Source organism: Naasia lichenicola, assembly GCF_004801885.1.
GTDB lineage: Bacteria > Actinomycetota > Actinomycetes > Actinomycetales > Microbacteriaceae > Naasia > Naasia lichenicola.
This window is the reverse complement of the sequence record NZ_SSSM01000005.1, coordinates 828,672-849,876: the sequence shown is the minus strand read 5'-3', so window position 1 is coordinate 849,876 and position 21,205 is coordinate 828,672. Positions and strand designations below refer to the sequence as shown.

19 protein-coding genes are annotated in these 21,205 nt (G+C 68.7%); 10 read left to right on the top strand and 9 right to left on the bottom strand.

Features of this window, described 5'->3' with window-relative positions; genetic code table 11:
• Nucleotides 1-112: 112 nt before the first annotated feature.
• A complete protein-coding gene (locus E6C64_RS15040) occupies nucleotides 113-1,597 on the bottom strand; it encodes an aldehyde dehydrogenase family protein (RefSeq protein WP_136428285.1) in 1,485 nt (494 codons plus the stop codon).
• A gap of 474 nt (nucleotides 1,598-2,071) precedes the next feature.
• Here E6C64_RS15040 and E6C64_RS15035 point away from each other — a divergent pair, with 474 nt between their 5' ends.
• From E6C64_RS15035 to E6C64_RS14995, 9 genes are all read left to right on the top strand, one after another.
• Complete coding sequence (locus E6C64_RS15035) at nucleotides 2,072-2,965, top strand: transketolase (RefSeq protein WP_158437881.1); 894 nt, start codon at nucleotides 2,072-2,074, stop codon at nucleotides 2,963-2,965.
• Nucleotides 2,965-3,930, top strand: a complete 966-nt coding sequence (locus E6C64_RS15030; RefSeq protein ID WP_136428283.1) for a transketolase family protein — start codon at nucleotides 2,965-2,967, stop codon at nucleotides 3,928-3,930. The genes E6C64_RS15035 and E6C64_RS15030 overlap by 1 nt, the downstream gene beginning before the upstream one ends.
• Nucleotides 3,931-4,022: 92 nt before the next feature.
• A complete protein-coding gene (locus E6C64_RS15025; protein WP_136428282.1) occupies nucleotides 4,023-5,117 on the top strand; it encodes a zinc-dependent alcohol dehydrogenase in 1,095 nt (364 codons plus the stop codon).
• Complete coding sequence (locus E6C64_RS15020; RefSeq protein ID WP_136428281.1) at nucleotides 5,114-6,637, top strand: sugar ABC transporter ATP-binding protein; 1,524 nt, start codon at nucleotides 5,114-5,116, stop codon at nucleotides 6,635-6,637. Before E6C64_RS15025 ends, E6C64_RS15020 begins: the two co-directional genes overlap by 4 nt.
• A gap of 1 nt (nucleotide 6,638) precedes the next feature.
• Nucleotides 6,639-7,607 (top strand): ABC transporter permease, encoded by a 969-nt coding sequence (locus E6C64_RS15015; protein WP_136428280.1) that lies wholly within the window; start codon nucleotides 6,639-6,641, stop codon nucleotides 7,605-7,607.
• 87 nt (nucleotides 7,608-7,694) lie between these two features.
• Nucleotides 7,695-8,687 (top strand): sugar ABC transporter substrate-binding protein, encoded by a 993-nt coding sequence (locus E6C64_RS15010; protein WP_136428279.1) that lies wholly within the window; start codon nucleotides 7,695-7,697, stop codon nucleotides 8,685-8,687.
• A gap of 153 nt (nucleotides 8,688-8,840) precedes the next feature.
• A complete protein-coding gene (locus tag E6C64_RS15005) occupies nucleotides 8,841-9,617 on the top strand; it encodes an SDR family NAD(P)-dependent oxidoreductase (protein ID WP_199241053.1) in 777 nt (258 codons plus the stop codon).
• A gap of 8 nt (nucleotides 9,618-9,625) precedes the next feature.
• Nucleotides 9,626-10,492 carry a sugar phosphate isomerase/epimerase family protein gene (locus E6C64_RS15000; protein WP_136428277.1) on the top strand — a complete coding sequence of 289 codons (867 nt, stop codon included), beginning with the start codon at nucleotides 9,626-9,628 and terminating at the stop codon, nucleotides 10,490-10,492.
• Nucleotides 10,493-10,566: 74 nt separating this feature from the next.
• Nucleotides 10,567-11,241: a cyclodeaminase/cyclohydrolase family protein gene (locus E6C64_RS14995; protein ID WP_136428276.1), complete on the top strand. Its 675-nt coding sequence runs from the start codon at nucleotides 10,567-10,569 to the stop codon at nucleotides 11,239-11,241.
• A gap of 46 nt (nucleotides 11,242-11,287) precedes the next feature.
• Here E6C64_RS14995 and E6C64_RS14990 read toward each other — a convergent pair whose 3' ends face one another.
• The 8 genes from E6C64_RS14990 to E6C64_RS14955 form a co-directional block, all read right to left on the bottom strand.
• Entirely contained in the window at nucleotides 11,288-11,875 is a 588-nt protein-coding gene (locus tag E6C64_RS14990) for a 5-formyltetrahydrofolate cyclo-ligase (RefSeq protein ID WP_136428275.1), read from the bottom strand.
• Complete coding sequence (locus tag E6C64_RS14985; RefSeq protein WP_136428274.1) at nucleotides 11,872-13,587, bottom strand: CocE/NonD family hydrolase; 1,716 nt, start codon at nucleotides 13,585-13,587, stop codon at nucleotides 11,872-11,874. Before E6C64_RS14985 ends, E6C64_RS14990 begins: the two co-directional genes overlap by 4 nt.
• Nucleotides 13,588-13,724: 137 nt before the next feature.
• Nucleotides 13,725-15,005 (bottom strand): ABC transporter substrate-binding protein, encoded by a 1,281-nt coding sequence (locus tag E6C64_RS14980; protein WP_136428273.1) that lies wholly within the window; start codon nucleotides 15,003-15,005, stop codon nucleotides 13,725-13,727.
• A gap of 19 nt (nucleotides 15,006-15,024) precedes the next feature.
• Entirely contained in the window at nucleotides 15,025-16,083 is a 1,059-nt protein-coding gene (locus E6C64_RS14975; RefSeq protein ID WP_136428272.1) for a branched-chain amino acid ABC transporter permease, read from the bottom strand.
• Nucleotides 16,083-16,964 carry a branched-chain amino acid ABC transporter permease gene (locus E6C64_RS14970; RefSeq protein WP_136428271.1) on the bottom strand — a complete coding sequence of 294 codons (882 nt, stop codon included), beginning with the start codon at nucleotides 16,962-16,964 and terminating at the stop codon, nucleotides 16,083-16,085. The genes E6C64_RS14975 and E6C64_RS14970 overlap by 1 nt, the downstream gene beginning before the upstream one ends.
• 2 nt (nucleotides 16,965-16,966) lie before the next feature.
• A complete protein-coding gene (locus E6C64_RS14965) occupies nucleotides 16,967-17,677 on the bottom strand; it encodes an ABC transporter ATP-binding protein (RefSeq protein ID WP_136428270.1) in 711 nt (236 codons plus the stop codon).
• Nucleotides 17,658-18,458 carry an ABC transporter ATP-binding protein gene (locus tag E6C64_RS14960; protein WP_199241052.1) on the bottom strand — a complete coding sequence of 267 codons (801 nt, stop codon included), beginning with the start codon at nucleotides 18,456-18,458 and terminating at the stop codon, nucleotides 17,658-17,660. Before E6C64_RS14960 ends, E6C64_RS14965 begins: the two co-directional genes overlap by 20 nt.
• Nucleotides 18,459-18,682: 224 nt before the next feature.
• Nucleotides 18,683-20,065: an aminomethyl transferase family protein gene (locus E6C64_RS14955; protein ID WP_233255646.1), complete on the bottom strand. Its 1,383-nt coding sequence runs from the start codon at nucleotides 20,063-20,065 to the stop codon at nucleotides 18,683-18,685.
• Between the two features lie 171 nt (nucleotides 20,066-20,236).
• Between E6C64_RS14955 and E6C64_RS14950 the strand changes: the two genes are divergently transcribed.
• Nucleotides 20,237-21,106, top strand: coding sequence for an IclR family transcriptional regulator (locus tag E6C64_RS14950; RefSeq protein ID WP_136428267.1), 870 nt, complete (start codon nucleotides 20,237-20,239; stop codon nucleotides 21,104-21,106).
• The last annotated feature ends 99 nt before the right edge of the window (nucleotides 21,107-21,205 follow it).

Below are 21,205 nucleotides of genomic sequence, written 5' to 3'. Positions count from 1 at the left end.
GTCGACACGGCTTCGCGCGAGTTTACCGGCACCCGTCCGCCGCGCCCGGCGAGCGGCGCAGCGGGGGCGTCATCGTGGTCGGCCGGCGCTCCGGCCGACCACGATGCGGCGATCAGCTCGCGGCGGGCGGAACCGGGAGCGCGATCGAGCGGGTGTCCTGGAAGGCGCGGACGCCCTCGATGCCCTGCTCGCGGCCCATGCCCGACTGCTTCATGCCGCCGAAGGGCGCACGGAGGTCGAGGCGGTTGGCTCCGTGATCGTTGATCCAGACGTAGCCGGCTTCGAGCTGCGCGCCGAGGCGGGCCGCCTCATCGGTGTCCGCCGTCCACACGGAGGCGCAGAGGCCGCCCCACGAGTCGTTGGCGAGCCGGACTGCCTCGTCGTCGTCGTCATACGGGATGACCGGGATGACGGGACCGAACTGCTCCTGCACGACCACGCGCAGCGACGAGTCGGGGTCGACCACGATCGCGGGCCGCAGGAAGTTGCCCGAGGCGAGCTCGCCCTCGGGCAGCTCGCCGAACTCCAGCACCTTCGCGCCGGAGTCCTTGGCCTCCTGGATGATCTCCTCGACGAACGCCTTCTGCACGGGAGAGTGCAGCGGGCCCATCGTGACGCCTTCGGTGAGACCGCTTCCGAGGACCGTCTTGTCGAGGCGAGCGGACAGCCCGTCGACGAGCTCGTCCATGCGGGACCTGTGCACGTAGAGGCGCTTGGCGTTCATGCAGATCTGGCCGGTGGTGTCGAACACCGCGCCGAACAGGCGGTCGAGGTGATCGTCGTCGAGGATCGCGTCCTCGCGGAAGATCGCCGCGTCGTTGCCGCCCAGCTCGAGGGTGACACGGGTGAGCGACTTCGAGGCCATCTCCATGATGCGCTTGCCGCCGCCGACGCTTCCGGTGAAGCAGACCTTGGCGATGCCGTCGCCCTCGATGAGCTCGGCCATCTCGCTGTCCTTACCGGTGACGACGTTGAGCACGCCCGCCGGCAGCTTCTCGGCGATCCGCTGGACCACGCGGGTGGTCGCGAGGGGTGCGGAGACGGGAGGCTTGACGATGACCGTGTTGCCCGCGAGCAGCGCGTGCGGAAGCGATGCGCCGAGGATGGCGATCGGCCAGTTGAACGGCACGATCACGGTCACCACGCCCAGCGGCTGGTAGGCCACGGTGGTCTGGACGGCGATGCCGGGGACCGGCGGGAGCACCTTGGTCGCCGAGAGCTCGTCGGCCAGGGAGAGCGCGAGGTTCCAGCGGATCTCGAGCACCAGCGAGTCGACCCACGACTCGTGCACGATCTTGCCGTTCTCCGCGGTGAGGACTGCCGCGTCCGCGTCGCGCTCCTCGGCGATGCCCTGGATGGCTGCGGCCATCTGCGATGCGCGCTCCTGAGCGGACAGCTTGGACCAGGCGGGGAACGCCCGGTTGGCCGCGGCGACCGCGTCGCTGACGTCCTGCTTGGTGGCTGCCGCCGCGTAGCCCGCGACGCCGCCCTTCGTGGACGGGTCCGCGATCTCCAGCGTCTCCGCCGTCGAGCGCTCCTTGCCGTCGATGTACAGCCCCGTCGTCACCGGGGCAGCCGTGCTGAGTGTGTCTGTCATAGGACCCGTCACCTCTTTGTGCTCGTGTGTTGATCGGGACGCCGGGTGACGTCCCGCGTTCGCGCCGTCGGCGCGAAGGCTCTGTGGATCAGATGCTGTGACGCATCGACGCGGTGTGGATCAGCAGTGCTGCGCAGCGGCTTCGCGCCCGCTGATCGGCCGCTCAGCGATCCTAAGCACGCCGACCGTGGCGGTGGGCGGAATTTCAGGTACCCTGAGGTCTTGTACCTGCATGGCGGCGTCTCCTTCGACTCGCTGACCACGAGGAGGACGTCCGGATCCAGTCCGGATCCGACGTCCTCGTCGCATCTGCGGTGAGCCTACGCTTCGTATGTTTACCTGTAAAGAACCCTGTGCTACTGTCGCCGAATCGCCCTCTGAGGAATGCTCGGAGGGAACGGATTTCACGTGTCAAGGATGACGCGGAACCCGGCTCGCGCCGGGCTCTCACTGTCATCAACGAGGAGGCATGAGATGGACAACGACCTGATGGAGACCGAGCAGCGCCACTCCGTGGCGGAGCTCGAGGATCTCGCCTTCGAGCTCCGATCGAAGCTGCTGCAGCTCTGCGGCACCTACGAGGGCGCCGTGCACATCGGCGGCGACCTGTCGTCGGCCGACATCTTCACCGCGCTGTTCCACTACGGCCTGCACGTCGATCCCGACGACATCAGCAACCCCACCCGCGATCGGTTCCTGCTGAGCAAGGGGCACGCGGCGGTGTGCATGTACATCGCGATGTCGATGCGCGGCTTCTTCTCCTACGAGGGAATCGTCGACACCTACGGACTGCTCGACTCCGCCTACGGCATGCACCCGTGCAAGGTGCAGCTGCCGGGCGTGGAGGCATCCACCGGATCGCTCGGCCACGGCCTGCCGATCGCGGTCGGCATGGCCCTCAGCGCCCGCCACCGCGGCGAGACCCACCGCGTCGTCTGCCTGCTCGGCGACGGCGAGACGGGCGAGGGCTCGGTCTGGGAGGCGGCGATGGCCGCCCGCAGCAACGAGCTCGGCAACCTCGTCGCCTTCGTCGACCGCAACCGCCAGCTGATGACCAGCTTCGACGGCGAGCGCGTCGTCCTCGAGCCCTACCCCGACAAGTGGGCGGCGTTCGGCTGGAACGTGATCCAGGTGAACGGCCACGACATGGGCGAGCTGGTCAGCGCGATCGACCGGTTCCCGGCGACGGACAGCAACCGTCCGACCGTCATCATCTGCGACACCGTCAAGGGCAAGGGCGTCGACTTCATGGAGGCCAACCTCGCCTGGCATGCCGGATCGCTCAATCCGACCGACCTCGCCCGGGCCCTCGCCGCCCTCGAGTCGGGACGCACGCACAGCAGCGCAGCTGAGAAGGAGACGGTCTGATGCCGGTCACATTCACCTTCGGAGAGATGCTCTCCGCCCGATCCGTGATCGGGACCACCCTCGCCGAGCTCGGCGAGACCCACGAGAACCTGTGGGTCCTCACCCCCGACATCGGAGCGACCCTGGTCGAGTTCCGCGACAAGTACCCGGATCGCTTCGTGGACGTCGGCCTGGCGGAGCAGGTCTGCGTCGGCATCGCCGCCGGCCTCGCCTACGACGGCAACATCCCCGTCGTGTCCGGCATGCTGCCCTTCCTCTCCATGCGAGCGCTCGAGCAGATCCGCACCGACGTCTGCTACCCCAACCTCCCCGTCAAGATCATCGGCACCCACGGCGGGCTCGTCGGCAACGGCGGCTCGACGCACTACGCGGTCGAGGACCTCGCCCTGATGTGCGCGCTCACCAACATGACCGTCACCTCGATCGGCGACCCCGCGATGGTCGGGGAGATCCTGCGCCAGTCCATGTCGATGACGGGCCCGCTCTACATCCGACTGGCCGTCGGCAAGTCGGACAAGGTGCTCTACGAGCCCGGCCAGCACGACATCCGGATCGGCAAGGGCATCGTCGCCCGCGAAGGCAGCGATGTCACGATCTTCACGCACGGCACCGTCGTCGCCCAGGCGCTCGAGGCCGCTGAGTCGCTCGCCGAAGACGGCCGATCGGTTCGCGTCGTCGACATGTTCACGCTCAAGCCCATCGACGCCGACCTCGTCGTGCAGTGCGCCGAGGAGACCGGCGGACGATTCGTCGTGGTCGAAGACCACCTCGCCTACGGCGGACTCGCCAGCCGCATCGCCGACGTCGTCGTCGACCGCGGCATCCACCTCACCGCCTTCGAGCGGCTCGGCATCCCCCAGGTCTACGCCGGCTTCGGCGGCGACGAGGAGCTCAGGGACAAGCACGGCTACGGCCTGACGGCCACCATCGCCGCCACCCGCCGCGCCATCGCCGCCAAGCCCTGACGCTCGGCCGGCGTGACCGGCCAGGATCCAGGCACACAGCACGACGCCCCGCACGACACCCCCAGGCACGTCAGATCTCGACGGAGAGACAGATGAGAACAGTCGCAGTCACACGGATCGGCAGCCTGCGCGATCCCGACGAGTCCGCACGGGGGCAGGTCGGCGTCGTCGACTTCCCCGACCAGCCGCTCGGCGACGAGGACGTGCGCATCCGCGTCGCCTACGCCGCCATCTGCGGATCCGACCCCCACCTCGCCGAAGGCTTCTTCGGCACCGACGTGCCGATCGGGCTCGGCCACGAGATCTCCGGCGTCATCGAGGCGCTCGGCGAGAAGGCGCACCGCACCGGACTGCAGGTCGGGGACCGGGTGGCGGGCAACTTCCTGCGCTTCTGCGGAACCTGCCTGCCGTGCCGCGAGGGCAAGCAGCAGTTCTGCGAGCACATCCAGGACTACAACCGTCCCGGAATGGCCGAGACGATCACCTGGCACGAGTCGCAGGTCTACAAGCTGCCCGACACGGTCTCGCTGCTCGAAGGCTGCCTGCTCGAGCCGACCTCCGTCGCCGTGCGCATCGTCGACAAGACGAACATCAAGGTCGGCGACCGGGTCGCCATCTGCGGCGGCGGACCGATCGGCCAGCTCGCCCTCCAGGTCATCAAGATGCACGGCGCCACCTCTCTGACCCTCATCGAGCCGATCGCCGAGCGCCGCGAGATGGCGCTGCGGCACGGCGCCGAGCACGTCATCGATCCGGTCGGTGAGGACCAGTACACCCGCGCCGACGAGATCACCGACGGCCGCGGCTACGACATCGTCATCGACGCCTCCGGATCGCCGCGGGCCGTCCGCGGGCTGCTCGACATCGCCGCGAAGGGCGCGACCGTGATCTACGGCGCCATGTACCCGGCGGAGTTCGAGATGCCGCTCAACCTGTCGGACTACCTCTATCTCAAGGAGCTGACGCTCACCGGCGTCTTCGTCTCGCCCTACGCGTTCCCCCGCGCCCTGCAGGTCCTCCCGCACCTGGAGCTGGCCGAGCTCACCCAGTCGGTCTTCGATCTCGCGGACGCCACCGAGGCGTTCGCCATGCACATGAGCGGCCGCTTCGCCAAGGTCGTCATCCGCTGCAACGACATCGCCGACAGCGCTGCCTCGACCAGTGCCGTCGCAGGAGGCGCCGAATGAGCACGACCTCCCCCGCCCCCACGACCACTGCGGTGCCGGCCTTCGAGGCCCACGACATCGTCAAGCACTTCGACGGAGTGCACGCGCTGAGCGGCGCCCACCTGTCCGTCCGCGAAGGCGAGATCCATGCGCTGCTCGGCGAGAACGGCGCCGGAAAGTCGACGATGGTCAAGGTGCTCACCGGCATCTACGCACCCGACGGCGGACGCATCCTGCGCAACGGCGAGGAAGTGACCTTCGCCAACGTCCGGGTCGCCAACCGCGCCGGGATCGTGGCGCTCTACCAGGAGCTGTCGATCATCCCGTCGATCAGCGTCGCCGAGAACATCATGCTCGGCGAGCGCACCCCCAGCCGCGGAGGCCTCGTCCAGTGGGCGGCGCTGCGCAGCCGGGCGAAGGAGCAGCTCGACCGGCTCAACCAGAAGATCCCGTTGAAGATGCTCGCCGGCGACCTCTCCCCCGTCCAGCAGACCATGGTCGCCTTCGCCCGCGCCCTCGCGAACGACGCACGAGTCCTCATCCTCGACGAGCCGACCGCATCGCTGACCGACACGGAGATCAAGGACCTCTTCACCGTGCTCCGGTCACTGCGTGCGCAGGGCGTCGCGATCGTCTACGTCTCGCACCGACTCGAGGAGGTCTTCGAGCTCTGCGACCGCCTCACCATCATGCGCAACGGCGAGACCATGCTCACGAAGGACGTCGCCGACTCGAACATCGACGAGGTCATCTCGACCATGGTCGGCCGAGCAGCCGGCGACCTCTATCCCGACCGCGGCACCGCGACCTCGACGGTGGCGCTGTCCGTCACCGGGCTCGACGGGCGCAAGGTCAAGGACGTCACCTTCACCGCGCACAAGGGCGAGGTGCTCGGAATCGGCGGCCTGGCCGGCTCCGGACGGAGCGAGCTTCTGCGCATCCTCGCGGGCGCGCAGAAGCACACCGCCGGGACCATCGCCGTCGGAGACGTCGCCCTGCCGAGCTCCCCGGGTGTCGCCCGTGCCCTCGACGCCGGAATCGCGCTCGTGCCCGAAGAGCGCCGAAGCCAGGGCGTGATCCTCAGCGCGTCCATCCGCGACAACATCGCGCTGGCCAACATCGGCGCGGTGAGCTCGGCAGGGCTGGTGTCGGGTGGCCGCATCTCCGACATCACCAAGCGCGGGATGAGCGACCTGCAGGTCAAGGCGCGCAGCTCGCGCCAGCCGGTCGGCGAGCTCTCCGGCGGGAACCAGCAGAAGGTCGTGCTTGCCAAGATGCTGGCGCGCAACCCGAAGGTCCTGCTCATGGACGAGCCGACGCGCGGCATCGACGTGGGGACGAAGGCCGAGATCTACCGACTCATCCGCGCCCTCGCCGCCACCGGGACCACGGTGATCGCCGTGAGCTCGGAACTCCCGGAGCTCATCGGCATGAGCGACCGGATCCTCATCATGCACGAGGGCCAGATCTCGGGCGAGGCCATGTCGGCGGAGGCCGACGAAGAGATGCTGCTCGCTTACTGCTACGGAAAGACCGCCTGACATGACAACGACCAACGTCCCCGTCCAGCCCCGCACCTCGATCGGCAAGTTCCTGGTGCAGGGTGGCACCACGATCGCCCTCCTCGCGCTGATCGTGTTCTTCTTCGCGATGCGCCCGGATGTCTTCCTGACCTTCACGAACGTGCGCAACATCCTGTTCCAGGTCTCGATCCTCGCCATCGTCGCCGGCGCCCAGACGCTGGTCATGGTGGTCGGCGACTTCGACCTCTCCCTCGCCGCCACCTCGAGCCTCTCGGGCTCCGCTGTCGCGTCGCTCATGCTCGGCGGCATGCCGATGGCCCCCGCCATCCTGATCGGGCTCGTCGTCGGGCTGCTGATCGGAATCGGCAACGGACTGCTGGTGGCCTACCTCAACCTGTCGGCGTTCGTCGCGACGCTGGCCACGATGACCTCGGTCATCGGGCTCGCCTACCTCGTCACGCAGGGCACGACGCTGTTCAACCTGCCGGATGGCTTCAACGCGCTCGGCCAGGGGCGCCTGCTCAACGTGCCGCTGCCGGTCTACATCGCCATCGCCATCGCGGTCGTGCTGTGGGCAGTGCTGCGCTTCACCACCACCGGCCGCAAGTGGTACGCCATCGGCGGCAACGTCGAGGTGTCCCGGCTCTCCGGCATCAACGTCCGCCGCGGCCGACTGATGGCATTCGCCGCCGCGGGTCTCATCTCCGCCGTGGCCGGCATCCTGCTCGCCGCCCGCCTCGGCAGCGGCAGCGCGGTGCAGGGCAGCGACAACCTGCTGTTCTCCGTCGCCGCGGTCTTCCTCGGCATGACCGTGATCAAATCGGGCCAGGCCAACCTCGTCGGCACCATGGTCGGCGTCGCGATCATCGGCGTGATGAGCAACGGGCTCAACATCCTCGGCGTCAACTCGTACGTCCAGCAGGTCGTGACCGGCCTCATCATCATCGCGGCGGTCACGCTCTCCGGCCTCAAGACCAGGGAGAGGTAGCGCAAGCGCCCTCCCCTTCAGCTGAGCAGAGCTCCCACTCTCTCGGGCACCAACAGTAAGAACGCAGTTTCGACAAAGGAGTAGATCATGCGCAGGAGAACAACGGGAATCGCGGCACTCGTCGCGGTCGCCGCACTGGCATTGGCCGGATGCTCGTCATCCGGTGGTGGCGGCGGAACCGGTGATGGCGGCGACGACGCACCCTTCAAGGTCATCGCATTCACGTCCGGCAACCAGACGCCCATCGGCGCCTGGTGGGTCAAGGCCGTTCAGGCGAAGGCAGACGAGAACGGCTGGGATCTCACGATGATCCAGGGCGACTTCGACTTCCAGAAGATGAACCCCCAGGTGGAGAGCGCCATCGGCCAGGGCGCCGACGCGATCTTCGACGGCTTCACGGACTACGCGTCCATCGGGTCGATCATCACCGCGGCGAAGGATGCAGACATCCCGATCTTCGCGATGGACAGCGGCACCGAGGCGACCGACGCCTTCGTCGTCAACATCACCACCAACCAGCAGGGCCTCGTCGACAGCACGCTGGGGGCGCTCGACGAGTCGCTCGGCGGGCTTGAAGGCAAGAACATCATGGTCATCGGCCACGACCCGCATCCCGGCATCCGCCTCCGTGCGAGCCTGGCCGAGAAGGACCTGAAGGCCGCAGGCGCGATCATCGCCGGCGGAGAGATCCAGAAGGTCAAGTCGCCGGCCACCGGTCGCACCGAGGCGCTGGCGATCGTCGCCGACTACCTCACCGCGCACCCGGACGGACTGGACGCGGTCTGGGTCGGCTGGGATGACGCCGCACTCGGCGCCTCCAAGGCGATCGACGAGGCGGGCTCCGATGCCAAGGTGACCGGCAGCGATGCCACCAGCGAGGCCATCGCCGCGATCGAGGCCGGGGGAAGCTTCCTCGCCACGATCAACCAGCCGTGGCCCGAGGTGCTCGACACCGTGACCGACGACATCATCGCCTTCCAGAAGGACGGCACCATGCCCGCGGAGAACTTCGTCGCGGTCGACACGACGCTGGTCGACAAGGCCAACGCCGCCGACATCACCCCGTCGGACAAGCTGTAGCAGCTGCACCCTCGGCGATCCGGCGGCGACCCCGCCGCCGGATCGCCCTGCACCACCTGATCGGCCCGGCCGGGCTCTCCCCGTCCGGGCCGCCTCACTCTTCGGGCCCCCTCGCGGCCACCCTCCCCTCACGGAAAGCACACACTCATGCGTTTGAACGGCAAAGTAGCGATCATCACCGGCGGCGCGAGCGGCATCGGCCTCGCGACGGTGAAGAAGTTCCTCGACGAGGGCGCGAAGGTCGTCGTGGCCGACATCAACCGCGCGAATGCGGAGAAGGTCGTCGCAGACCTCGATGCGGCCGGCTTCAAGGGATCATCCAGCGCGTTCGCCGTCGACGTCTCGGTCTTCACCGAGGTGGAGGCGCTCGTCGCCCATGCGGTCGAGGTGTTCGGCAAGCTCGACGTCATCTTCAACAACGCGGGCATCGCCGGCGGCAAGCCCCTGCTCGACCACGATCCCGCAGTCGATTACGAGCCGATGATCCGCATCGACCAGGACGGCGTCTACTACGGCATCCTCGCCGCGGGCCGTCAGTTCCGCGATCAGGGCACCGGCGGCGTCATCATCAGCACGTCCTCCATCTACGGCGAGCAGGCGGCCGAGCTCGCGTTCACCTACAGCGCGGCCAAGGCCGCCGTCATCTCCTTCACCCGCTCCGCCGCCTACGAGCTCGCGGAGTACGGGATCCGCGCTGTGGCCATCACGCCCGGCCGCGTCGGCACGGCGATCATCAACCAGTTCAGCGACGAGCTCAAAGAGACCTTCGCGTCCGAGCAGCTGCGCGGCGTGATGACCCAGCCCGAGGAGATCGCGAACGTGGTCGCCTTCCTCGCGTCAGACGAGTCGAACGTCATCAACGGCACCGTCGTGCACGTCGACGACGGCTACTCGGTGTTCAAGAAGCGTCTCGACCTCCCGACCTTCTGAGGCGCCAGATGCCCCTCTCCGTCGCCTGCCACCTCAACGTCCTCGTCCCCGACCTCGCACAGCCCGCGCTCGACGGTGCTCTCGAGGCGCTGGCAGAGCTCGGCTACAGCCACGTCGTGCTGCCGCCGATCGATCCGGAGGCGACACCATTCGACGAGCTGAACGCCACCTTCCGCCGATGGGGACTGTCACCGATCCCGATCGCCGGTCAGGCGCCCGACGCGGATGTGTCGTCGGAGGACCCAGGGGTCCGGCAGCGCGGAGAGGACGCACTCCGCCGCATGGTGGATGCGACCGTGTCGCTCGGCGGGACGCAGCTCAACGGCGTCCCGTACGGGCTGTTCGGCGGGCCGGAATCCGCGGTCTCGGCCGAGATGTTCGAACGCTCCGCACGGCACGTCGGCGCCGTCGCCGACTACGCGGATGAGCGCGGCGTCGCGATGACCTTCGAGGTGCTCAACCGGTACGAGACGTCGATGATCAACACCGCGCAGCAGGCACGCGACTACGTCGCCGCCAGCGGATCCGCGAACCTGCGTATCCACCTCGACAGCTTCCACATGGCGATCGAGGAGGGCGACATGCTCGCCGCCGTCGGCGACACAGTTCCGCAACTGGGATATCTCGAGCTCGGTCAGTCGGGTCGAGGGGGCCTTGGCGCGGGCGTCGTGGATGCGGGCGCGGTCGTGCGCGCGGCGATCGCCGCGGGGTATCAGGGCCCGGTGGGCGTGGAGGCGTTCTCGCGGTCGATCCTGTCGGAGTTCGCGAGCGATCTGCTGCGCATCTGGCGGGCGCCGTACGCCGACGGCCGCGCACTGGCCGCCGAGGCGATCGCACTGGTCCGGGACGCGGAGGCCTCGGCCGCGAACGCCTGATCCCCTGGTGCGATGACGGGCCGGCGGGCAGGCTGGACGAACAGAGCACCACTCGCGCCGATGGAGGCACCCGCGTGACCGAACCCGCAGCCGAGCACCTCTCGAGTGAGGACCGGGCCCTGGGCGAGTGGCTCGCCGGGCTAGCGCGGTCAACCGGGTCGCCGGGCGGAGGCGCCGCCGCCGCCATCATGCTGGCGATCGCCGCCGGCCTGACCTCCATGGTGGCCGGATACAGCCGTGTCGAGGACGGCGTGCTCGCAGCTCGACTGGCGGATCTGACCTCTCGCGCATCGGCACGCCGAGAGGACGCCGTTCGCCTGGCCGATGAGGACGCTGCCGGCTCGAAGGCCTTCGGCGCCGCCTTCTCCCTGCCGGATGGCGCCGAGCGCATCGACGCCATCCGGTCCGCGTCCGTCGTCGCCGCCCAGTCGTCACGCGCGCTCGGCGAGGCAGCGCTGGAGGCGATCGAGGATCTCGAGTGGCTGGCCGAGCACGGCAATCGCGCCCTCGTGGCCGATGTCGCCGTCGCGTGCGGCGCGATCCGCGCTGCGATCACCGGGGCGCGCACCAACGTCAGCTTCGACCTGGCGTCCGCGAGATCGGCGGGCAGGACGCTCGACGACGTGCGAGCGGATCAGCCGGAGCTATGGGCCGCCGTCACGCGATTCGACGAGGGCATCCGCCGCATCGACGCACTGGCCGCCCGCATCGACGGTCGCGCCGCTCCCACCGATCATCACGGGGGCTGACCGGACGGTGCGGAGGTGCGGTGCAGACGTGCGGTGCGCACCGGCGTCAGGAGCCGAAGTCGTGAAGTCCACTCGGAGTCGCCGCGGCATCCACCGGCAGGTCGTGCGGCTCACGGGGCACAGCGTCGTACAGGTCCTCGTCAAACACCACAGCGATCACCCGCGGCTGCCCGGTCAGCGCGCCCAGGGTGCGATCGAAGTAGCCGCGGCCCCACCCCATCCGCATGCCCGCGCGATCCACGGCGGCCGCGGGGATCACGAAGAGGTCGATCTCGGCCAGCGCCTCCGGCCCGAGGATGTCTCCCGATCGCTCGGCGATGCCGAACAGCCCCGGTATCTCCCCCTCGCCGCGGCCGTCGACCCAGTCGAGCCGGCCGTCCTCTCGGCTGATCGGCAGCAGGACCCGCACGTCGTGCTCGATCGCCCACGCGATGTACGGCCGGGTGTTCGGCTCGTCCGCCGTCGACAGGTAGCAGGCGACGGTCAGCGGACGCGCCTCGGGCGTCGCGACGATCAGAGTTCGCGTGAGGCCATCAGTCGCAGCCGAGCGCTGCGCATCGGTGAGGGAGGCGCGACGTCGACGGATCTCGCCACGGAGCGCCCGCTTGGCGGTCGCGGTGTCCTCCGGGTTCACGCGCCGATGACCGGAAGTACAAGCCGCGATGCGTGGGCGCCCCCGACGTGGATGAGATGGCGACCGCGGTTGGCCGTCTCGTGGTGGCGGGCATAGACGGCAGGCGGGTAGTCCATGATGTCGCGACCCTGGATCACGAACACGAGCGACTCCCCCGCCTCGAACACCGTCCCCGACGGAAGGATCTCGATGGTCACCGACGTCGGTCCATCCTTCTCCATCGGCAGCGCGCGCTGATGGGCGAGCACCGGGAGGAAGGGGTGCGACCTCTCGGGGTCGAGCTCGCGATGCGACACCCGCAGCCAGCCGACGGCGACCGGGCCGTCCTCGAACTGGGCGTAGTACGGGAAGCCGACGACCTCGCCGTCCGCGGTCTTCTTGAAGAGGCCGACGAAGAGGTCCATGTCTTCGGCGTCCGGTGCGCTCACCTGCAGCTCGGCCCATGCGTGGCCGACGATCTCGGTGCGCTCCGTGAAGCGCACCTCGAATTCCGCGCGATGGCTGCGCAGGCCGCTGCCGCGTCCGTCGTACTCCACGGCATCCTCATCGCGCGGAGCCTCGGTCGACATCGTCCCGTCGGCGCCCAGGAAATACGGTGTGTAGGCGGTGTCGGGCAGCGGCCAGGACTCCGCACCGAAGGTCTCGCCGACGTAGTAGCGCTCGCGGACCTCGTAGAGGACCGGGGGCCGGTCCTCCCAGCCGTTCTCCTCGCCCTTGAGGAATCGGTCGAAGAACTGCCTCTGCCGCTCGACGTTGGCCGGGAGGTAGTACTCGCCCCATTTCTTGCGGCCGTGGATGTCGAGCCACTTCTGCGACGAGGAGAGTCGACGGAAGCCCTCGAGGGTCCCCCGCGAGTGCAGACCCTGATCGGACCAGCTGCCCACGACCCATGCCGGCACGGTGATCCGCTCCATGACGGACGCCTTGGACTGCCAGAAGTCGTCGAACCACGGGTGCTCGGCCGTCTCGAGCTCGAGGTCCTCGATCGGGCCGCGGCTGGCGCCCCAGCGCTCCCAGATGTAGGGCCAGAACGAGGTCTCGGGAATGCCGCCGTGGCGCGCTACCTCTCTATACGTGTCGGACCAGCCCTCCCATGGGTTGATCGCCGCGAGGTGCGGCGGGTTCAGCTCGGCGACGCGCCACTGGGAGACAGTCAGATAGGAGACTCCGGAGAGTCCGACCTTGCCGTTGCTCCACGGCTGGGTGCCTGCCCATTCGATGAGGTCGTAGTAGTCCTCGGCCTCTTCGGGCGAGATGAAGGACGCCGGCCCGGTGGCGTTCCAGGTTCCGGGGATGTCGGCGATGACGATGCTGTAGCCGAACGGCACCCAGTAGTCGGGATCGGGCGCCTCGAACGTGGTGAGCTCGCCGATGTCGTCGGGGCGCACGCCGCTCTCGGGGTAGATCACACCGATCGGGGCAGGATTGTGCTTGCCGTAGGGCGACCAGGCGATGACCGCGGGCGCCGGAGCCTCGTTCTCGGGCCGATAGACGTCGAGCACGACGGTCCGACCCGCGCGCGTCGTGACCACGACATCGCGGTCGATGATCATGCCCCGCAGGCGCTCCTGCCGCGGGTTCAGGGGAACGGCTCCGCGGGATTCGGGCGTGCTGCGCGGCGGACGAAGCGGATACTCCACGATGTGCCTTTTCCGGATCAGGAGATCCACTGTCGGGATCTCGGCGCGACGTCTGACGCGGATCAGGCTCACCGCGCTTTCGCACGCGGATCAGGTCGCGCCGACCTGATCCGTGCAGACGAGCCTGATCCGTGATCGATCGCCTGATCCGCGGAGGAGACTCCCCCGCGGATCAGGCGATCGGATGCTGCTTAGTGCTGGTTCGGCTCTCAGTACGCCTTGGCCGGGGCGTAGCCGGGGCCGCTGGCCTGCACGAGGGTCAGACCGCTGATCGCGGGCTGGTCGTCACGCGTGGTGTCGACCGTGATGCCGTCGAGCAGCAGGGGCGCCTGGAAGTCCTTGATGGACTTCAGGGCGGTCATGAACGAGTCGCGCGTCGGCTCCTCCATGCCCTTGAACGCCTCACCGAGGATCGCGCCCTCGGCGTAGCTCCATGCGCAGTGCGGCGTGTAGACGGCCGCGATCTTCGAGCCGTACTCCGCGAACGCCGCGTTGTAGGCCTTCACGTCCTCGTCCTCGGCGAACGTCGGCGACGCCGGCACCTTGGTCAGCGAGGTGGAGTACACGGCGGGGTAGGCCGTTGCTCCTCCGGGCTCGAGGATCGTGCCGGGGGTCGAGGTGTTCGACGGGAGGAAGATGCGCGGCAGCCATCCGATGGACTGCGCCTTGGTGAGCACGCCCACCTGCAGCGGGGTCACCGAGACGGCGCTCATCAGGACGTCGGCCTTGCTGGCGGCCAGCTGGGTGACCTGGCTGTCGAGCGTGGTGTCGGTCGGCTCATAGGTCGCGGAGTCGACGATGGTGACGTCGGATCCCTCGATCGCGTCGGTCAGGCCGGCGACGTAGTCCTTGCCGAAGTCGTCGTTCTGCGAGAGCACGGCGACGGTGATCGGCTTGCCCGCGTCGGCGAGCAGCTTCCCGAAGGTGTTGGCCTCGTCGTAGTAGGTCGGCAGCAGGCCGAACGTCCACGGGTTGGCCTTCTGGTCCTCGGAGAAGGCGGTGGCGCCGGTCACGAGCAGCACCTGCGGCACCTCCTCGCTGTTGGCGATCGGCATGATGGCGGCGTTGGTCGGCGTGCCGAGCGCGCCGACGTAGGCGAAGATGCCGTCACCGACGAGCTGCTTGAAGTTCGACACGGTCTTCGCCGGGTCGTAGGTGTCGTCGAGGTAGGTGAGGGTGACCTCGCGGGTCTTGCCGTCTCCGAACTCGAAGCCGCCCGCGGCGTTCTGCGCCTCGAGGTAGGAGTCGAGGCCGGCGACCGAGCAGGAGCCGGGACCGGCAGTGGGGCCGCTCAGCGGCGAGCTGATGCCGAGGCTGAGAGTGGTGTCGGTGATTCCGGGACTCGGTGCTGCGGTCTCGTCGGCTCCGGTGCCGGCACCGGCTCCTCCGTCGGTCGCCGTGCGGGTGCAGCCGGTGACCGTCAGGGCGAGCACGCCGAGCACTGCGATCGTGCCGACCACCCGCTTGTTGGGCTTCAGGGAGTTCTTCATTGACACTGCCTCTATCTCTCTACCGTGGTTGTTTCTCTGCTTCCGGCGCGGCGGTGGTGCGTGGTGCGGTGTCGCCGGTCGGAGGTCTGTCTGCTGCTGCTCTGCTGCGAGGGGAACCGCCGCGGCCGCCCCGGACAAGCTGGGCGATGCGCCGGGGAAGCGAGACGAGCCCGCCGGGGAGGAGGAACAGCACCAGCAGCAGTGCCGCTCCCGAGATCAGGGCGGTGCGGGACGAGTCGATCTGCCCGGCCACCACGGGGAGCATGACGAAGTAGATGGCGCCGAGCACGGTGCCGAGGATGCTCGCCGAGCCGCCGATCACCATGGCGGCCACCAGGTTGATGGAGGTCGCGAAGCTGAGCGTCTCGGGCGAGGTGTACTGCACGACCGCGATGTAGAGGAAGCCGGACGCGCCGCCGAAGAGGGAGGCGATGGTGAAGGCGAGCACCTTGTATCGGTAGGGCGAGATGCCCATCGACAGGGCGACGGCCTCGTTCGACTTGACGATGGCAAATGCCCGCCCGATGCGGCCGCGCACCAGGTTGCGGCCGAGGATGAACAGCACCACCGCGATCGCCACGACCAGGTAGTACCGGAACTGATCGTCCGCGAGCCCCGATCCCTCTGGCGCCTCGAGCCAGCTGACGGTCGATCCGACCGATCCGCCGGTGAAGTCGGGGAAGCGCTTGGCGAGCGGCACTCCGATGATCGGCAGCGCGATGGTGACCATCGCGAGGGCGAGACCCCGCAGGCGCGCGGCCGCCAGGGCGACGAGCAGGCCGACGGCCGCCGGGATGATGCAGCAGAGCAGGAAGATGACCACGACGGGCCACTCCTGGCGCACACCGTACGCCGCGATGTACGCGCCGAGGCCGAGGAAGGCGCTCTGTCCGAGCGAGACCTGGCCGGTGTACCCCATGACGATGTTCAGTCCGAGGAGGGCGACGGCGAAGACCGCGATCAGCGAGAGCTGGTAGTTGATGAACGAGCTCGAGGAGATCGGCGCGACGATGATCACGACGGCGATGACCACCGCGAGAAGCAGCCGCACGATCGGGCGGGCGAGGAGGTTCTTCATCAGATCCGCACCGTGACCTTCCGGCCGAAGAGGCCCTGCGGCCTGGCGATCAGGATGACGAGCATGAAGATGAACGGCACCGCGATCTTCAGGTCGTCGCCGATGAAGTCGATGTAGGCGCCCGCGAGGTTCTCGACGATGCCGATGAACCAGGCCGCGACCACGGCTCCGAGCGGACTGTCGAGTCCGCCGAGGATCGCGGCGGCCAGCGCGTAGACGAGCGCGAAGTCGAGCATCGTCGGACTGATGAACAGCTGCGGTGCGACGAGGATTCCGGCAAGTGCGCCGAGGACCGCCGCCAGACCCCAGCCGACCATCAGCAGGCGGCTGACGGGAAGGCCGGACAGCGACGCCGACTGCGGGTTGTCCGCCACCGCGCGCATGGCGAGGCCGAGCTTGGTGAAGCGGAACAGCACCTGGAGCAGCGCCATCACGGCGACGAGCACGACGATCGTGCCGACGGATCTCAGGCTGATGAACACTCCGAGGATCTCGATGGACTGCGGCGGGAACAGCGAGGGGAACTGTCGGGGCTCGTAGCCCCAGATCAGCGCGGCGATGCCGGCGATGAGCACGAACAGGCCGATCGTCACGACGACCGCGGTGTCGGGATCACCGCCCTCGAAGCGCCGGACGACGAATCGCTCGACGCCGGCGCCGAACACGAAGGCGAAGACGAACGCGACGAGCATCGCGAGCAGCAGCGGCGCCCCGAGCTGGACCAGTCCGAAGGCGACGAAGGTGGCGAGCACCCCCATCGAGCCCTGCGCGAAGTTGATCAGCCCCGTGGAACGGTTGACGAGGACGATCGCGAGCGCGAGCGCGCCGTAGATGGACCCCGTCGCGAAGCCCTCGACGATCAACTGGATGGTGTACGCCATCGTCAGCCTCCCAGGTACGCGCGGCGCACCTCGTCCATGCCCATGAGGCTCTCCTTCGGTCCCTCGATCGAGACCCTTCCCGTCTCGAGCACGAGCGCGTGATCGACGACGGAGAACGCGAGCGACGCATTCTGCTCGACGACCACCATCGCCACGCCGGTCTCCGTCTGCAGGCGCCGGATAGCGTCGTAGACGCGCTGCGCGGTGCTGGGCGCCAGGCCGAGAGACGCCTCGTCGAGCAGGATCACCCGAGGCTGCGCCATGAACGCGCGCGCCACCGCGAGCATCTGCTGCTCGCCGCCGGACAGTGCGGAGGCGTTGGACGAGATGCGCTCGCGCAGGTTCGGGAACAGGTCGAGGCAGAACTCGATGTGCTCGTCGATCTGCTTGCGATCCTTGCGCTGGTAGGCGCCGATGCGCAGATTGTCCCGCACGCTGAGACCGCCGAGCGTCCCGCGACCCTCGGGGACGTGGGCGATGCCCATCCGCGCGATCCGGTCCGGGCTCTTGCCGAGGATGTCGACGCCGTCGAAGCGGATGCGGCCGGTGGCAGGGACCATCCCGCTGATCGCGCGCAGGGTGGTCGTCTTGCCCGCTCCGTTGGCGCCGAGGATGCCCTCGGCGCGGTTGGCCTCGAGACCGAAGCTGATCCCGTGCAGCACGGGGGCATAGCCGTATGAGGCGGAGACGTCCTCAAGCTCCAGCAGGCTCACCGCTCACCTCCGCCGTGCTCGCCTGGCCGAGGTAGGCCTCGATGACCCGCGGGTCGGACTGCGCCTCACGCGCGGTTCCCTCCATGAGGGTCGCGCCGTGGTCGAGCACCATGACGCGGTCGGTGACCGCGGAGATGAGTCCCATGTGGTGCTCGACGATCACGATGGTGAGGTCGAAGTCGTCGCGCACGCCGCGGATGGACGCGATGAACGCCTCGACCTCGGTGTGCGACAGTCCGGCGGCCGGCTCGTCGAGCAGCAGGAGCCGCGGCTTGGACAGGAGCGCGCGGACCAACTCGATGGTCTTGTGCAGGCCGGGCGAGAGCTCGCCGGCGGGCGTGTCCGCGACATCGCCGAGGCCGAGACGCTCGAGCAGCTCTGCGGCTTCCGTGCGCGCCGCCTTCTCGGATCGGGTCGTCCACGGCATCCGAAGCGCCCACGAGACGGGGCCGCCGGCGAGGGTGGAGTGCGCGCCGAGCAGCACGTTCTCGAGCACCGTCTCGTGCAGCTGCAGGGCGGGGTGCTGGAAGGTGCGGGCGAGCCCGAACTTCGTCATCTGCGAGGCGGACTTGCCACTCGTCTCGACGCCATCGATGGTGATCGATCCCGACGAGGCGCGGTAGTGACCGCTGATGCAGTTGAACAGCGAGGTCTTGCCGGCGCCGTTCGGACCCACGAGGCCGAAGATGCGGCCCGACTCGACGGCCATGCTCACGTCCTGCAGCACCTTGATGCCGCCGAAGCGCAGGTTGATGTCCCGCAGGACCAGCTCAGCCGCCACTGCGGACATCCTCGGCACCGCATCGCGCGAGGATGCGCGCGTCGAGGCTGTGCTGCCTCAGGCTGCGCCCTCTAAGAACCTGCGTCATCGCATCTCGCTCCGCCATTGGACTCGAACCTGCCAAAAGTAACACGCGCCTTCCCGATTGGCGACAATCTCGTCGACAAAACAGGCGGCCTGATGATCGGCCGTTCCGCGCGGCTGTCGCGGAACGGCCGAACGGCTCAGTCCTGGCGATAGACCGAGCGCGCGTAGTCGTGGTACGGCGCCGGTGCGACCGTGGCACGGATGCGCACCTGACGGTGAGCGGCATCCACCTGCGGCTTGCGCGAGACCGGGTCCTCGCCCCAGACCACCTCGACCTCGGCGCCTTCGGGCACCGAGTTGTCGACGGAGGCGAGCGACATGTAGAGCTGATCGAAGGCGACGTAGCCGGCGTCGGTGGAGATGCCGACCTCGGCTCCCCCGTGGAGCACGCGGTCCATCTGATAGAAGCCGTAGCGGGCCTTCGGGAAGTCCAGGAACTTCGCCGGAGTGCCGGGCTCGACCTGTGACTGGACGACGGACGCCACGTCCTCCGCGTTCCAGAGGAGGGTGACCTTGCGTCGCTTCCGGTCGGCAGCGATCGCCTCGAGCGCCTCGCGGCCGTGGAAGTCGTGGTCGAACTTGACCGAGCGGCCGAGGCCGAGGTCGAAGGGCGTGAAGTAGAAGTCGTGCACGTCGCTCGAGTAGAGCGATCCGCCGATCGACCCGGCGCGGGCGGCCGGAAGCCACTCGCGGTACTCGGCGAAGTCGTCGTCGAAGATCGCGGGGAACGGCGTCGGCACCCAGCCCGACTCCAGGGGCGAGCTCGAGTAGGCCTTGGCGCCGACCCGGCGGATCTCGAACTCGGCGCCGGCCTCCATGAGCGCGGCGTGCACGGTCTCGCCGTCGGCGTACGCGCCGTAGAACTCGAAGCCGGGCTGACCTGCCATGCCGTGGCGAAGCGCCTTGACGGGCTTGCCCGCGATGGTCACGTCGGCGATGTGGAAGAACTTGACCTCCGGCGCAGGGCCGCCGAAGACCTTCTCCATGACCGCGTTCGCCTGGGGGCCCTGCAGCTGGTATCGGAAGAAGGTCGGGTCGCCCTCGCGCATGTTCGAGTTGCCCTCGAGCCGGTAGCGCGCGTCCTTGCCGGCGGCCGCCGCCTTCTCGACGTTGAAGCGCACCCAGTCGAGAAGGATGTGGTGGCCGATCAGGACCAGGCCCTCGGGTCCCTCCGCGTTGTAGAAGAGGATGGCGTCGCCGATGAGGAAGCCGTCCTTGTTGACGCTGATCAGCTGCTTGGCGATGCCGGGGCGGAAGCCCGTGAAGGTGTTCGGGGAGATCGTGGACAGGGTGTCGAGGAGATCCGCACCGTCGAGGAAGAGCTGCGTCATGTGGTGCGACTGGTCCATCACCGCGACAGTGCTGCTCCAGGCGCGCTGCTCGTCGCGCCAGTTGGTGAATTCCGGGGCGATCGGGAAGGTGATCGCCGGCCAGGACTGGTTGCGCAGCAGCTCGACGGGGCTGCCGACTCGGGCGATCGCCTGGGCGAGGCTCTCTGGGGCGTTGGCGTCTGCGGTCATCATCGATCCTCACTGATCCGAGGGCCTCGTCGTCGACGCCCTGCGGGTGGAGCCTAGGATCGGTCCGCGGCCGCCCGGGTTGAACCTTCCGTTGAACGGGAGGAAGATTCCGGTGTCGGAGATGCGGTGCCGAGCGCTCCCCCGCACCAGCGACCTGTCGAGGAGGACAGCATGGCGAACCAGTCGAACGGCGCATCGGCGATCAGCCGCGCCGTGCGCATCCTCGAGGCCTTCAGCTACGAGGCGCCCTTCCTGACGCTCACCGAGATCGCCCAGCGCAGCGGCATCCCACTGTCCTCCACCCAGCGCATCGTCACGGAGCTCGTCGGCCACCAGCTGCTCGAGCGGATGCCCGATCGCAGCTACCGCATGGGCAACAGGCTCTGGGAGCTCGGCACCCGCACCCCCGGCGCGATCGGACTGCGCGAGATCGCGCTGCCCTACATGCACGCCGTGCAGGCCCGCGTCCGCCAGCACGTGCAGCTCAGCGTGCGCTCGAACCTCGACGTGCTCGTGATCGAGCGGATATCGGCGCGCGACGCCGTCGTGAACGCGTCGATCGTCGGCGGCCGAATCCCTCTGCAGCACTCCGCGGGCGGGATCCTGCTGCTCGCCGCCGCCGGCGACGAGGTGCTGCGCGGAGTGCTCCGTCGCGGGCTGCAGCCGCTCACGCCCGACGGGATCCAGAACGAGGCCGAGCTGCGGCACGCCATCGCCACGGCGGAACGCGAGGGCTACGCGATCGCGTCGGGGCGGATCTTCTCCGGTTCGCGGGGACTGGCCGTTCCAGTTCGCGGCGTGCAGGGAGTGGTCGTCGGCACGCTGACGATCGTCGAGCCGAACGACGAGAGCTCGCCCATGCCGCGGATCGAGCTGCTCCGTCGCGCCGCGGCGGGCGTCTCGGAGGCGCTCGTGCGCAGCTATCTCCCGCCTGGGCACCCCGATGCGCCGCCCGGCGGGGCGTATCGCAGCCTGGTCCGGTCCTCCGAGTCGTCGATGGAGTACCTCGAGCATCTGCTGCCGCCGCTCGCCGTCCGCTGAACCGCGGCGCGGTCCCGATCCACCTGTGTGAACTGCCCAGTTCTGCCGCTCGGAGGGGCTTTCAGCCGGCGGAACTGGGCAGTTCGACGACCGGGGGCG

Excerpts from the sequence above, each read along its gene's own strand:
- E6C64_RS15040 (WP_136428285.1), bottom strand. The coding sequence starts at position 1,597 with ATGACAGACACACTCAGCACGGCTGCCCCGGTGACGACGGGGCTGTAC.
- E6C64_RS15035 (WP_158437881.1), top strand. The coding sequence starts at position 2,072 with ATGGACAACGACCTGATGGAGACCGAGCAGCGCCACTCCGTGGCGGAG.
- E6C64_RS15030 (WP_136428283.1), top strand. The coding sequence starts at position 2,965 with ATGCCGGTCACATTCACCTTCGGAGAGATGCTCTCCGCCCGATCCGTG.
- E6C64_RS15025 (WP_136428282.1), top strand. The coding sequence starts at position 4,023 with ATGAGAACAGTCGCAGTCACACGGATCGGCAGCCTGCGCGATCCCGAC.
- E6C64_RS15020 (WP_136428281.1), top strand. The coding sequence starts at position 5,114 with ATGAGCACGACCTCCCCCGCCCCCACGACCACTGCGGTGCCGGCCTTC.
- E6C64_RS15015 (WP_136428280.1), top strand. The coding sequence starts at position 6,639 with ATGACAACGACCAACGTCCCCGTCCAGCCCCGCACCTCGATCGGCAAG.
- E6C64_RS15010 (WP_136428279.1), top strand. The coding sequence starts at position 7,695 with ATGCGCAGGAGAACAACGGGAATCGCGGCACTCGTCGCGGTCGCCGCA.
- E6C64_RS15000 (WP_136428277.1), top strand. The coding sequence starts at position 9,626 with ATGCCCCTCTCCGTCGCCTGCCACCTCAACGTCCTCGTCCCCGACCTC.
- E6C64_RS14980 (WP_136428273.1), bottom strand. The coding sequence starts at position 15,005 with ATGAAGAACTCCCTGAAGCCCAACAAGCGGGTGGTCGGCACGATCGCA.
- E6C64_RS14975 (WP_136428272.1), bottom strand. The coding sequence starts at position 16,083 with ATGAAGAACCTCCTCGCCCGCCCGATCGTGCGGCTGCTTCTCGCGGTG.
- E6C64_RS14970 (WP_136428271.1), bottom strand. The coding sequence starts at position 16,964 with ATGGCGTACACCATCCAGTTGATCGTCGAGGGCTTCGCGACGGGGTCC.
- E6C64_RS14955 (WP_233255646.1), bottom strand. The coding sequence starts at position 20,065 with ATGACCGCAGACGCCAACGCCCCAGAGAGCCTCGCCCAGGCGATCGCC.
- E6C64_RS14950 (WP_136428267.1), top strand. The coding sequence starts at position 20,237 with ATGGCGAACCAGTCGAACGGCGCATCGGCGATCAGCCGCGCCGTGCGC.